16 protein-coding genes are annotated in these 13,537 nt (G+C 44.6%); all 16 read right to left on the bottom strand.

What is annotated here, in order from left to right:
* Positions 1-68 precede the first annotated feature (68 nt).
* Entirely contained in the window at positions 69-1,421 is a 1,353-nt protein-coding gene (locus HPY27_RS29340) for an ATPase, T2SS/T4P/T4SS family (RefSeq protein WP_069853015.1), read from the bottom strand.
* A complete protein-coding gene (locus HPY27_RS29335; protein WP_017246991.1) occupies positions 1,421-2,539 on the bottom strand; it encodes a hypothetical protein in 1,119 nt (372 codons plus the stop codon). Before HPY27_RS29335 ends, HPY27_RS29340 begins: the two co-directional genes overlap by 1 nt.
* The gene (locus tag HPY27_RS29330; RefSeq protein ID WP_017246990.1) at positions 2,536-3,324 is read right to left on the bottom strand and encodes an SAF domain-containing protein; all 789 of its coding nucleotides are present in this window, start codon (positions 3,322-3,324) and stop codon (positions 2,536-2,538) included. The genes HPY27_RS29335 and HPY27_RS29330 overlap by 4 nt, the downstream gene beginning before the upstream one ends.
* Positions 3,321-4,199, bottom strand: coding sequence for a CpaE/TadZ family protein (locus tag HPY27_RS29325; RefSeq protein WP_017246989.1), 879 nt, complete (start codon positions 4,197-4,199; stop codon positions 3,321-3,323). The genes HPY27_RS29330 and HPY27_RS29325 overlap by 4 nt, the downstream gene beginning before the upstream one ends.
* Positions 4,200-4,201: 2 nt before the next feature.
* Complete coding sequence (locus HPY27_RS29320; protein WP_174226559.1) at positions 4,202-4,966, bottom strand: hypothetical protein; 765 nt, start codon at positions 4,964-4,966, stop codon at positions 4,202-4,204.
* 148 nt (positions 4,967-5,114) lie between these two features.
* Positions 5,115-5,393, bottom strand: coding sequence for a hypothetical protein (locus HPY27_RS29315; protein WP_017246987.1), 279 nt, complete (start codon positions 5,391-5,393; stop codon positions 5,115-5,117).
* A 108-nt stretch (positions 5,394-5,501) separates the two neighbouring features.
* On the bottom strand, positions 5,502-6,119 hold the full coding sequence (locus HPY27_RS29310; protein ID WP_026042923.1) for a DUF4046 domain-containing protein: 618 nt from the start codon (positions 6,117-6,119) through the stop codon (positions 5,502-5,504).
* Between the two features lie 97 nt (positions 6,120-6,216).
* Positions 6,217-6,726: a hypothetical protein gene (locus HPY27_RS29305; protein WP_017246985.1), complete on the bottom strand. Its 510-nt coding sequence runs from the start codon at positions 6,724-6,726 to the stop codon at positions 6,217-6,219.
* Entirely contained in the window at positions 6,723-7,154 is a 432-nt protein-coding gene (locus HPY27_RS29300) for a TadE/TadG family type IV pilus assembly protein (RefSeq protein ID WP_173624470.1), read from the bottom strand. Before HPY27_RS29300 ends, HPY27_RS29305 begins: the two co-directional genes overlap by 4 nt.
* Entirely contained in the window at positions 7,151-7,648 is a 498-nt protein-coding gene (locus tag HPY27_RS29295) for an A24 family peptidase (protein ID WP_173624471.1), read from the bottom strand. Before HPY27_RS29295 ends, HPY27_RS29300 begins: the two co-directional genes overlap by 4 nt.
* Positions 7,645-7,821, bottom strand: coding sequence for a hypothetical protein (locus HPY27_RS29290; protein WP_017246982.1), 177 nt, complete (start codon positions 7,819-7,821; stop codon positions 7,645-7,647). Before HPY27_RS29290 ends, HPY27_RS29295 begins: the two co-directional genes overlap by 4 nt.
* 90 nt (positions 7,822-7,911) lie before the next feature.
* Positions 7,912-8,826: a type II secretion system F family protein gene (locus HPY27_RS29285; RefSeq protein WP_174226558.1), complete on the bottom strand. Its 915-nt coding sequence runs from the start codon at positions 8,824-8,826 to the stop codon at positions 7,912-7,914.
* Positions 8,827-8,837: 11 nt separating this feature from the next.
* Positions 8,838-9,734 carry a type II secretion system F family protein gene (locus HPY27_RS29280; protein ID WP_173624473.1) on the bottom strand — a complete coding sequence of 299 codons (897 nt, stop codon included), beginning with the start codon at positions 9,732-9,734 and terminating at the stop codon, positions 8,838-8,840.
* 11 nt (positions 9,735-9,745) lie between these two features.
* Complete coding sequence (locus HPY27_RS29275; RefSeq protein WP_017246979.1) at positions 9,746-11,233, bottom strand: TadA family conjugal transfer-associated ATPase; 1,488 nt, start codon at positions 11,231-11,233, stop codon at positions 9,746-9,748.
* A gap of 11 nt (positions 11,234-11,244) precedes the next feature.
* Positions 11,245-12,648: a CpaE/TadZ family protein gene (locus HPY27_RS29270; protein ID WP_017246978.1), complete on the bottom strand. Its 1,404-nt coding sequence runs from the start codon at positions 12,646-12,648 to the stop codon at positions 11,245-11,247.
* Positions 12,645-13,373: a Flp pilus assembly protein CpaB gene (gene cpaB, locus HPY27_RS29265; RefSeq protein ID WP_174226557.1), complete on the bottom strand. Its 729-nt coding sequence runs from the start codon at positions 13,371-13,373 to the stop codon at positions 12,645-12,647. The genes HPY27_RS29270 and cpaB overlap by 4 nt, the downstream gene beginning before the upstream one ends.
* Positions 13,374-13,537: the final 164 nt, after the last annotated feature.

The following is a 13,537-nucleotide window of genomic DNA, read 5'->3' as shown; positions in this document are numbered from 1 at the left end:
CAGGTGTAAGCCGAGGAACAGAAAGCCAGAGAAGAGACATAGAAACACTGGGAAAAGAAATGTGTAAATCATAGCTGCCTACCTATATCGGTAAGACGTAGCTCTTTCAACACTTCAATGTCTGCTTTGCCGACGTAACACATGTATTCAACTAAATGTGGGCTCAGTTGATTTCCCGTCCATTCATAAGCTCCCGTCTGCATGTTGCGACCTACTAGTGGAATAGATTCCACTCGGTTAAAAGATGAATTCCACTCCGTCGTATGAATGGCATCAATAAAACGGTGACCACTGTTGCGGTATGTAAGCGAATTGACAAAATTGACTGCCCTGCTAATCCGCTCCTGGGTCAATTCGACACTCCGCCCTCCGTATTGATAAACAAGATCGGTCAAATCATGTAACGCTCTATGCGCAAATCGTTCGTGCATCGCTCCGATTGTAGCGTCCGTCCCTCTGATTCCGGCATTTATAAAATGGTACGCTTCTATAGGCTCGCGAATTTCTCCAATCAAAATCGTATTTGCGGTTGATCGGTACATGTCTTTGAAGCAATGCTCTAATTCAATACCGATTTCCTCCACGTTTTGGAGTTCAATCACTTCACCTGGCCAAATATCACCAAATCGCATCTCATGTTCACTTTCAAAGATCGTGACATATTCTGTCCGAGGGTCCTTCAGCTTCATCATACACATCATCAATGTTGTTTTCCCTGCAGCCATCGGTCCAATAACCAGTACATTGCTGCGTCCGTACACTTGCTGTTCCATTAGCCATTGAATTCTTTCGTCGAAGGCTGGCTGTTGCTGTGTACGAAGTTGGTCGAGTGAAAAGGTAGGCGTTGTAAATCGTCTAACCAGAATGGTCGGTACTCTGGAATAAGGGAAAGTAAACATAGTCAATCTCGCTTTTAGTGAATGTAAGTATCCGCTCAATCTAGGTTTTTTCTCGTTAAAAGATAGCCCCGCTGTATTGGTCAACTTTTGTTGGAGGGTTTCAACCTCTTTCCAGCTTGGTGTGTAAGAGAGAAATTTTTTGACCCCTTGCTCCAAGTAGGCAATGTTGCGGTTTGCAGAAATTCGCACTTCCTCTACCCACGGAGACAAATGGAGGACCGCATCGAGTATGCCCCACCCGTATGTAGAAAAGGTGAGCCCTTCGTAACCGTTGACATGCGGCAAAATTTGTTCGGTTACTGGTCGTTGGAGGACTTCCTCAAAATAATGCTGCAAACGAAGAATAATATGGTTGTGACTATCACGATCTCCCTGTTCTGCCAAAGCGAGAATTCGCTGCATCTCTAGCTTCTCTTCTCGCGTTTTGCCAAAATGATTTAAATAATCTCTTGCTGCTTGTTTAATGTCCTCGATAGTTTGGATGCCCGATCCAACTGGTTGTTCCCGTTCTATCCCTCTCATCAGCAAAACACCGCACTTTTATCCATATATTGTGCCTTAGCAATTTCCTTCAAACTGCTGATGTAGGATTTGGGAGGGAAAAACTCTTCTATTAATACACTGCAGCTCTGATGAGATTGATTGAGCCTGCTCTCCGAAATTCGTGGTACTACACCGTAGACCGAAACATCCTCCCCGATTCGAAAGGGTTGCCCAGGCTCTAAATGACTGAGCAGAACCTCGCATTTCACTCCTCTTTCTCTCCATTTATGCAGCCACTCTCTGGCACTATCGATACTAAAGGGATCAGCTCTCACGAATAAAAGATTGCGGTCAACGGTATGAAGCAATCGCTGTAGAGTTTCAGACTCAGGAAAGCAGTAACCCCAATCGACGTAGACAAAGTCAAATTGCATGCGAAACACATTAATTAGATTGCTTAATTCTGAGCTTTTCCATTTGCTAGCAGCATGTGCGTAATACAGATTAGGCAAGTGTACGCTCTGTTTGCAGACTTTGCTCCAGTTACGCTTGGCAGTTGTTTGTATATCGATAAAGTCAGGACGAAATGAAGATAATTGATGTTGTTGGAGTTTGAAGAAACGTGTTAAATCCGGCTTAGCGTCATTCATATCAAGTACGACAATTCGCTTTTCAGGATGCTGTCTCGCTAGTATGACAGGATAATTAATACAAAAGGTAGTAATGCCAGAAGCTCCGTAGCTCAATAAAGCGTAAACCAGCCCCTTTTCTTTTGACGATCCGATATCTGCACACTCTTGCACAAGGCCTAGAATCAGACTGATTTGATGGCGTATTTCTTCTTGAGATAAATGAGCTGATAACAGGTATACATGCTCTAGCTCAGACTCCTCCGCTACCTTCTCAATCATCTTCTCATCCCGATAGAGAGGAACAATAATTAACGGTGAGTTAGGCGGGAGCTGTGCTTTCAGAGCCGGAAGCCATTCCCAAACGGGAGAGGTGAACATTTCAGAAAAGATCACGGTAGCTTCTGGCATATAAAGCTGCACAAGCCGCGAAAACTCCTCCGCCGACTCAGCTACCAGTACATCACTGTACACAGGCATATACGTCTTGGCGAGTGACTTCATCGGATAACAAACTAAAATTTTCATGACGCTTGCTCCTTTGAACCCATGATATGACCTACCTGAAGCATCCCATATGACATTGCCTCGCTTACTATCACATACTCCTCGTCTGTCAAATTAAAGCCGATAAAAGCTGGTAGTGCTGTTGGCTGAACCCGGTAGTCACGATATCGTTTTTCGCCATTCTGCAACGGCTTTTCTCGTGATCCATGAAAGATGGAATCCATCTGATCAGGCGATGGCAACAAGCTCGGCTTTAATGTATAGATCTCAATACCATTACTGTCCCTCACGCTTGCAAGCTGACTTTCAAATAACAAATCTGCCGTATCATTGGTTTTTCGAAAATGCAGTGGTGCAGGATAGTCTTGCAGCTCCGAGAGATTCTTGTATTTGACCCAAATTTTCACATGATCGCCTTTGCGTAATTCCGTTAAAGGATGAATGGATAGTAGGGGGAACTCGTAGCGCGCCTCCCCTTTTTCTGGTAAAAGCTGCGTATCTGTCAGCTTTTCCACTAATAATTGTTCGCCTTCATATATAGTCTGCGTGCTCCTTTTCCCCAGAACAGTATCCAAATCACGCGCTGAGCCTGGAAGAATTTCATCCACTTCTTCCTGTACAAGTATCACATCATCTTGTGTAATCGGCTCGAAGGCTGATATTTCTTTCCCTGCAGCTACTTTTACAACTGGGGCAAACAGCTTTTCCGCAGCCATCGCGTCAATATACTGAGTGGCTGCATAAAAGGACGACCCTGCTAGCAGAAACGAAATTAAGCAAATGACAAGCAATGTTTGCTTCTTCATAACATCCTTCCTTTATAAGCATGAATCAATGACTGAAACTCAATCTCTTCCTCTGGGAAAAGCTCCAATAGTAGGTTGGCTTTAGCACTTGCCATTGCTGTTTTCTCTCCATCCATCAACGGAATCATGTCAGTTACCTGTGCAGCTCCAGGCTGCTGATCCCATAATGAGAGCGTTCCTTCTACTTTTTTCATGACGCTTGTCCGAGACAATTGGCTATTCCACTTGTTTGCTATCATTTTTATTTTTCTTCTTTCTGTCTTCCACCAAGCAGGGGCTTGATCTACCAGGAACAAACGGGTAAGTCTAGCCAAATCTGCATCAAATACTACCCATATTTCGTCGGCATGCTCAAAAATTTGTTTAGAATAGAGATCATTCCAGTAGGAAGAAACATCAATGACAACAATGGGACTATCCTTACAAATCCGTAGTAACCAGTTGGCTGTATCTGTTTGAGAAGATTCGTGCTGAAGTTGTGCTGGGGAATCTATCTGGATGCGAAGATGGTTATTCTGCATGAGGAGCGATGGTGTAGGAGAATCTCTTACTTGTTGTCGAACTCTACGTTCAAAATCAAGTGCAAAATAATAATAGGAAGTCACTTTTGGTAACTCGCAAAGGGTGACAGGAATGCCTTTTCCTGACCATGCATACGCTAGGTTACTTGCAAGAAAACTAGCTCCAGCCTGTGCATACAAACTCATAACAGCAATACATTTACGCTGATACGACTCCTGTTGCTCAACTATTTGTGGCAAAGCAAGCTTTTCTTTAAGCACTCTCCAATGCCGCTCTTCCTCAATTGACTGTGAAAACTCCTGTTGCTCCAAATCTCGGAACCTGGAGACAAAGCGGCTCATTTGGTGAAACATGATTATCCCACCTGGGAATCATTTGATTTATTTTTACTGGCAATGTATTTCTCAAATTTCTCAACCATCTCTCGAACAGTGAGGGACTTGCGATGATAATAGTATATTTTGCGCAGCCGCTCTCGTTCCTGAGCTGTCATTTCTGGTCTCACTTTCATGGCTAGCTCGATTAACAGAGCGAGCTCGACGTTGTTAGGTCTTCCTCTTCTCGGTGGATTGGCAAATAGCTCCTGCTGCTTTTTATTAAATGCGTTTGGGTACTCTACCAGCCACATGTCTACCAACGTTTCAATATCTTCATGTGTACGTACTCCAAGCTTCATCAAGTATTTAAAATATGTGGGGATGGAACGCTCACGTATCTGCCCATTTTGCCAACGGGCAAGGAATCCATTTGGCATAGTAAGGAGCTTGGTTACGTCCCGGATGAGTGCTATCCGATTGGGCGATTGGTATTGAACGACTGCTTCCTTTACTAGCGTAAACAAAATGTCATGATAACTGACGCCTTTATACCCGCTTCCATACTCTGTGATGTACCATTCCTCAACTGCTCGATCAAAATCTCTCCGGCAATTCGATAACTGAAGCTGATTCAGATGCTCATAAAACTCTTCCAGATCATACTGAACCATAAACTCTTCCTGGTAATCTCCAAAAACAAAAGCAATAAAGGATTCCTTAAACTCTTCCAATGACAACAATGTCAGCTTGTTTGTCTCCTCATAGCAGCGGTTGACTAATTCGATTGCACTCTTTGCCAACACGTCAAAATACCCCCATTTTCCTTTTTATAGAGCAATAGATATTCTCCAACAGCATTCTCGACTCGTCGAATCTTATTTAGCCTGATAAACCAGGCATTTCACTTTATGGGTCGCCTCACACGCACCCGTGCAAGGCGATTCAGAGAACCTACTCAGTTACAAAGTAAAGTTCTTCTCCGGTCGCGAAAAGAAGAGCGATCCTTCCCCCGCGCTCCATGACGGTTGGAGCATTCTCCATTACAATCAGTCCGTCATTGAGTACTACTCTGTCTCCAAATCGATGTACAGATTCGATCTGGAACGCTCCCTGCGGAACTCTTTCCACTGAAAGATACCTGCCGGGTTTGTGCTTCTGGTAGCGTACTTGTCGCCCTAGAAGCTGCTCCACGGATGCAGAGCATTTCTGGTGAGCCTCTACTGTTGCCATACGCAACGCCTCCTTCTCTCACCTGTAGAGTACGGCCGTTTCATCTGCTTATAAGCCTATGAAACTATCTCTACCGTAAAAAAAGACAGCAGGGTTGTGCAAATATTTTTATAACTCTTCCCAATAAGAGGGATCACTAAGTTCGGGATACATTTCAGTGACCATATCAAATGGTGAAAAGTAGAGTGTATCGACGAGAATCTTGAGTTTATATGTTTTCAGGAGCGTATATGCTCTCTCTGTTTTGCTGAAGATACTTGGCAGTTGACGCAAATCTGTCAGCTTTAGTAGATGCCTGCACATATAGTCGACGCATATTTTTGCCCGTTCCTCACCCTTTATGCTCTGAAAATAAGATGGGGGAAAATGACGTCTTATGCCTGAAAGCACTTCATGGTAAACCCATAGCACTCGTTGCTCTTCTGAAAGCCGAGGTAAATACGGATAAGCAAATTCGACGAAATAATACACATCCTCAGCCTTTGCCTCGATAGGCGGTTCAATAAATTCCCTTACTAAATGCAGCTTCAATTCTTTAACATCTTGCAAGCTCAATTCACGCCGCGCCTGCTCTGGCGTCCATCTTTTCACATTTTCAATCGCATATCTGACAACTAACTGGACTTTTTGCTTACGGTACTGCACATCTTCGAACTCATACGGGGAAAAACGCTTTTGCTCTCCGTTAAGAATTCGTTTGTACCGATCGACTATTTTTGAAGGCACTGTCATCTCACTCCTATCCCCATTTCTGGAATATACTACTAAATTACCATGCGGGATTAGGACAAAAATAACAGTACCTTTGTTCAAAATTGTGACTTTATTCATAGACTCCAGACTGGGAGACTCTGTTCATTTTTACAAACAGCTCATCCCAAAATACAGATATATTCTTTTCAACCTTTACTTCTAAATGATAGATTCCTTGCAAGTACAAATAAGGCCGTTCACCTTTTTGGTGAATGACAGAGAACCCATCACTTGTCCCCTCCAGATTCGGCCTGTTTAATCTCCAAAGAATCCCCGCTTCTTCACGTGCCCCGCGAATGATATCCGCATCACGCCGTTCTGCTTCTTCTGTTGTCGCAAACAATCTGATTTGCTTATCACCGTTTGAATCCTCGTACTCCCATTTTCCAGCCGCACGCGATCCTTTGGTAATCAGATCTGCTGTATGTTGCATCTTCATTTTTAGATAATCTGTCTGCTCCAAAAATAACAGGATAGAGAGCAGGCTGCCTAAGCAGAAGAGAAAGAAGAGCACAGTAATCATGGTTGCCCCGCGCTCTTCCTTCACTCGAAACAAAAAATGGTGCAACAGATCATTCATTGCTTCTCCTCCGCATTTTCAACCATCATGTGATAGCTTTCGGTTATCTCGTATATTTCCCCCGTAGCGAGAAGCCGAAATGAAACTGTTGCTTCAGCTTTTACATGACTACCTTTTCTCCAGCCGTTCCCATCAAGCTCCAGCTGCACATCTTTGTGAAGGACTCCGATACCTTGTTCTAATTCTGATGTACCTCGCTCTTTCGCATGGAATTTGGCCAACCCGAAATTGGGCTGCACTGCAGCAATTCTCCCTGCCTCATACGCAGCCGCCAATGCCTTTTGCTTGTTGTACATCATGCTGAATTGGTCAAAGGAGAATACGATCAAGATCCAAACTAAAGGAAACACCAAAATAAACTCAATCATTTGGCTGCCTCGCTCATCTTTCACCCTCGCACGTATCACTCGTCCCATGCGTGTGATCATCCGCTTGCTCCGATGACATCTCGTACGGATTGGAACACAAAAGCAACCAGCAAATATACCGCGTAGGGGAATGAAAAGGCTGTTTTTTCCCTGCCTGGAAGCCATACTTGTCGATGAGCTGACCATCCGGCTGCTATGATTTGAAGATTGTTGCATAAGCGAGCCCAATTTTGCGGATAGAACACCATAACAAGCAGGCACAAAACGATGGAATGCAAAAACAAAGAATACACCACACTCCAGCTCGTCCAAGCACCAACAGCCATCAGCAACTTTTGATCCCCCATCCCCATCCCTTTTAAGATTACGGGACCAACTGTCAACAAAAAGGCTCCTGCCACACCTAACAATGCTCCGGCTAATAATTCACCTTCCCACTGATACCATAAGCCGACAGTAATCGCTGGAAAAACAAGAGTATTCGGTATTTTTCTTCGTCTCCAATCCGTCCATGCTGCCGCTCCTAACACGCCCAGCAAGACTACGTTTGTCATTTGCTTATCTTTTCTTGCAGTTCCTTCAGCTTCTCGTCTTCGGCAGTGCCTAGTTGTGTCAGTGTCGGAATAAGTACAATCAAGATGACGGCAATGATAATGACCATTTCCACGATCGTAACACCGTCCTCCTCATACCAAAAACGCTTGACGTAATCTGCGATGGCTCCCATTCCATTCACTCCTCATTGAGATTTTGGTTCTATTTTCACTCTGCCAAAAGACAGTGCCTCTCGCAAAAATATTTACATTCGCTAATTTTTCTACAAGCTTTCTCCGATGCCAATGAATGCAGGACCCATCACCAAGAACAACAGCGGCAGACCCATTAACAAAATGACAAAAGGCAATAACCTGATATTTAACCGATTCATATGGGTAGCAGCTTCGTCTTCTTGTTGTCTCACTTGCTCCTCTACTTGGACAGACAACATTTGTGATAGGCTAACCCCTTTTTTCATCGCCTCGTTCATCTCCAGCGCGATTGTAGTCAACGAATCTACCTCCCACCGAAAGGCCAACTCTTCAAGCGCCTTTCTCCAGTTCCCATGCCTTTTCTCTCCCATTTCTAGGCTCGCAAGCTCTCTGCCCAGTCTTGCATCAAACCGTCTCGCTGTCTGCTTAACAGCCTGCTGCAATGGCATGCCTGCTTCCACCAGTGATTGCACAATGCTGAAAAAAATAGGAACCTGCGCACGAATTTCAGCTTTTGCCCGCTTGTCCGCCCAATCTAGCAGCATGTTTGGAAGCAAGTACAAAAATAAGCTAAACGTTAAGGGGAGACCATTTACCATACCGATTCTTTCACCGTTAACCATGCTTATTGCCAATGAAGCTAGAGATGAAGCTATGAAACACATACTGATGAGCCGGAACAAGACAATCTCTGTCAGGCTTATCTCGATCCCCAAACGCGCCAATGTTTCCTCTATTTTTTTCTTATCGACACCCGTCCATTTGTAAAAATGCTGTAGCAGTACCTGATTTTTCTCCAAGCCTCGAACCAGTGTCCACCTTTTTCGTTCATGTTGAAACGATTGTTCAAGCTTGGCTTGTTTCTCGGAATCAATCCTGCCCAAAAGCGTGGCGGAGAATGGTTCTTCCTTACTCACACATGACGGAAGACCGTACAGAAATATAGCAACACTCACCAATATACTAATAACGAGAACGAACATTGCACCCTCTCCTATGCTCCCCTGCTTATGCTTTTATGCGCAACATAACGAATTGCTTCTCCCCCAATCAAAATAGAAGCCAAGCTTCCCAAAATAAGCAATCTCCCCCCTATTGTGGCCGTTAGTGGGTCGAAATGATTGGGATTATTCACATACAACGCAATGACAAAAACAAACGGCATGACACTTAGTAAATTCACTTGTGCGACGATCTGCGCCATTGCTGCTTTTTGTCTACGGAGCGACTGTCGGCGCCGCAATATCGAAGAGGCAGCCAAATCGAGCGTTTTGGCCATATCTCCGCCCATCTCACGTTGAATGTGAACAATGGTCGCTAAATATTTGACATCTGCTGATCCTGTACGTTCAAAGAATCGATTCATTACGTGCTCCAACGGGACTTGTGCCCGCAATAGCTCTACAATACGCCTGTATTCCTCTAATACAATTTCTGATAAGAATGGACTAGCCGCTACCTGTTCAAACGCATGCAAATACGATGGAGAAGTACGTAAAGAACTGGCCATGAGACGAATCGCTTTTACATTGCCTGCTTCGAAATCGTCCTTTCGACGAGCTCCCCATACACTCACCAACCGTTCGGTAAACATAATCCCTGCCAGCAAAGCAGGCAATGCCATCCACCAAGACTGTAGGATCTGACTACTCACACCAAAGGACGCGATCCCCAATAAAAAAGAGAGGGTCACATACTGGTTTATCCCCCATCCTGAGCGCGATTTGGCCAACCTCTCCTCAAACTGCTTCCAAATTGTTTTTCTGTCCTGTTGCAGGACTTCTACAATTTCGTGCTTCCCCGTCGGTTCTCGCATAAACAATTTGTTGGGCATGATCAATAACAGGATGGCCATCCCCATCCCTATCGCAATAGGTAAGCTAATATCCATGCCTTCTCCTCCTATAGCGGTATTGGTGTGGTGAAAAAGACTTGCTCAATCTCCTCTCGTGACAGGCCTTTCTCTAGCCATCGCTTAATCAGTCGCTCTGGGCGATAGCCTGTCCATTTGAAGTGGCCCTTTACTCTCCCATTCTCCACCCCAGTTGCTTCGTACACGTAAATATCCTGTAAGTACACCCGATCAGGGAGAACCTGTTTAATGTTGCAAGCTCGTTTTATCCATTCTTCATGCGATTGACCCGTCCCCACTACCTCCGTTATCGCAACCACCTTGCGACTGCCATCTTCTTCAAAACGTTTTACTTGAACAATCAGATCCAGTGCTGAACCGATCATTAAATTGCGCTCCTCAGCACTATACCCTTCATCTGCTTTTCCAAATAAAATGGGCAATGTTGAATCGACCAAAGCTCGCGGTGAGTTTGCATGTGCTGTGCTCCAGCTACCAGGGTGATCCGTATTCATCGCCCAAAGCATATCTACGATTTCGCCACCTCGTGTCTCACCGACCATAATGACATCCGGCCTTTTTCTCAAGGACAAACGAACACAATCCTTGATCGAAAACCCACCCTTCCCCTCATAATTCGCAGGTTTCGCTAAAAATCTGCGCACAAAAGGATGCTGAAGCTTCATCTCCAAAACATCCTCGATCGTAATAATACTTAAATGATCAGGAACATATTGGGAGATGAGATTGAGCATATGTGTCTTGCCTGAGCCTGTTCCTCCACTAACAATGCCAGATGCACGAGATAATCGGACGGCTCTGTTTAAAAAGAGAAGCATCGGCTCGCATATGGAACCATACCGCAAGTAGTCGGACTCGCTGAATAACTCACGGTGTTTTCTGATCGTGAGCATATGACCATCGGGAGAAATAGAGCGATGCGTAGCAGCAACCCGGGAACCGTCCGGAAGCTGTGTATGCAGCTCTGCTTTTGTTTCATTAAACTCACGCCCCATTGTCGCTGCAATTTGTTCCAATAAGCGCAGCAGCTCTTCCTCATCGCGAAAAACAGCAATGTCTGGCGATTCAAGACGACCAGTACTTTTTCTTTCAATGACGAGATAGTTATAGCGATGAAAAAGAATTTCCGTAATGTCGTTATCCTCTAACAAAGCATCTAATGGCCCCCAACCCGTCAAAGAATGCAGCAATCGTTTTACTTCTGCTTCCATTTGTATGGATGTCAGTGTCGTTTGCGACTCCAACAGCATTCGAAGATCTGTCATCAACTCATCTAAAAAGAGTGGGGACTGCTTTTCCTCCCATAATCGTTTTCCGTATTTCTCAACAATCTGGGTACGAATCGATGTTTCCCTATCTGTCCCGACCCATTTTTCATTCGTCCGCTCGTGTTCGGGGGCATGCATTTTTTCGTGAAGCGTCGAAGGTACTCCCGCCATTCCCCTCCCCGCTGACCGTAATTCTTGCGCTGTGCGGACTTGATTAGAAATGCCTAGTAACTGTTTTTTATCGAACATGATACCCTCCCTTATCCCCATAACCACTTGAAGAGAGATGTTTTCTCTTTTTGTTTCTCTTTTCCAATAGCCTTAACTTGTTCCCCATCTACAGGAAACAGTGCTTTTCCTAGTGTCTCAATGGCTTCCTTGGCCGGAATTCTCCCTGACTGGAGCATGACTGGCGTTCCGGTGTTAATCGATTTTTTTACTTCTACATCGTCAGGTATTGAGAAGATTTTTTTGCTAGGGTGAAGTTGAAAGTAGGCACGAATTTCATCTAAGGTAAACATTTCTTTCCGTTGCAAACGATTCATGCAAATTTGAATGCGTTCTTCAGGGTACTCTGCTTCTCTCAACAGTTTCAGCAATCGTTGAATATTTTCAATGGAGTCTACCACCGGATTTCCCACCATCACGACATGTTCTGCAAAAAACAGAGCTTGAATCGTTGCATCTGTTGTATCAGGAGCCGTATCGATCAGAATGACGTCGTAGTCGCTTTGTTTTAACGTTTCGAGAATCAGATATAAATGATAGTCACGGATTTCAAAGCTTTGTCGAATATCACGGGGGGAGGTAAGTACATGCAATCCCGTATCAGGATGAGCAACCACATATTTCTCGATTTGTTGTGGAGATAACGGCAAGGCTTGTGCGTATTCCTGCCATTCCTCACTGCTTATGGAATAAGGGTCATTTCCTTGACTCTGAATAAACGAATGCAACTGAGCATCAAGATCCTTTACCCACGTAAAAAGATTAGGAGTACGAGGGAGATTTAAGGTAGTTGCAAATGTACCGAGATCCAGATTGAAGTCAACAGCAATTACCCGCAATGGGAGACCTTCTTTTTTTTGCATGGAAAAGAAAATCGCTAGCTCACGAGAAATAAATGTTTTTCCTACGCCACCTTTTGGACCGTAAACAGTAATAAGCTGTTTGGAACGAGTCATTTCAGGGACTTGTCTATCTGTAATCGGCTCGGAGAATGAAGGCGTCTGGCTCGGATAGCTCTTGGTTTGTTCCTGGATTACATACTGATGTTGTTGTGGCGTAGCTTCTGCTCCCATGCCTTGAGGCTGTATCATCATGGCTAACGCTTCGATTTGCCCTGGTTCAATGGGCTTGGCAATAACCCATAAACCTAAGTTCCGGAAAAACGGCTCCCACATCAGTTCATCGCTTGAGCAAGCAGCAATAAATGAAAGATGAGGAAAGGCTAGCCGAAATTGCTGACACAACACACCTCTTTCCGTTCCCTTTATACCACCGAGCAATACCAAATGGGGTTGGTTTGCCTGTAATTTTGCCCATGCCTCTTCCACTCCGAGTGCTTCCCCGCACACTTCTACCCATCTGCTGTTAATAAGTTGAGCCGTTAACAAACGAGCTGAATCTCGATCATCATCTACTATGAGCAAACGCCTTTTCACTCCTGCTCCTCCTTTTGAATACCCCAGCGTGTTTTCGTCTTCATTAACTCTGCAGCGAATTTTGCGTCTCCTATTCCCGGATTTCCCCCATCCTTCATTGCGGCCAAGCCCAATCTGATTTTTCCATAATGAAGTGCGTGTGTTAGCAGAACAGCCTCATCACGTGTCAGGGAGAGAGTAACAGCTACCAGATTGGGGTGATCACCTTCCATTTCGCGTTGAATGCCAATGATCGGCATATTCTGCAATAGGAGTCCAGAATGTGCTCCTGTCTCATCTTCAAAGGAAGCATAGACGTGTACCCTTTCTCCGCTTGATACATGCGGTGAAACTCCTGCTACATTGTCTATGGGAATGCTCATACCTGTCATTTCTTCTGTTATCACCCCGCTGCCTTGTGCACTACTTGTTTGCTCCAAATCACTTTGCAATAACGGGCGACCTCCCTTCACGTGACGAGTGAATGCTAAACCGACAAGACTCTGTCCTTCTTCCCATGGAATCAAGCCTGGAATTGGAGCAATGGGTCGTTGAAAAATCCCTCCCACTCTCAATGTCAAAGGCTCCATATCCTTCGCTTCCAGTAATTGGCCACTTTCTTTTTCTACTGATGATCGTAATTGTATATAGGTCACCTGATGTGGTTTCAAAATGGTGTAAGACGCTATACCTATACATGTAGCGAGAAGCAATATAGCCAACAGTCGTAACGGATGTATAGACATTCTCCCCCTCCTCTCCATTGTTTCTAGCGTAGAGGATGATAGAGGGACAAAAAAAGAAAACAAAAAAACCGTGCATTCGTTCTGCACGGTTACACTTATTACACAAAAAAACTGCATTCTCCATTACTTTTTACAAGTAATCGGGAATACAGCTTTTCGTCTCA

Source organism: Brevibacillus sp. HB1.1 (assembly GCF_013332445.1).
In the GTDB taxonomy this organism is placed as follows: Bacteria; Bacillota; Bacilli; order Brevibacillales; family Brevibacillaceae; genus Brevibacillus; species Brevibacillus porteri.
Note: the sequence above shows the minus strand (reverse complement) of the source record. Positions and strands in the feature narration are given on the sequence as shown.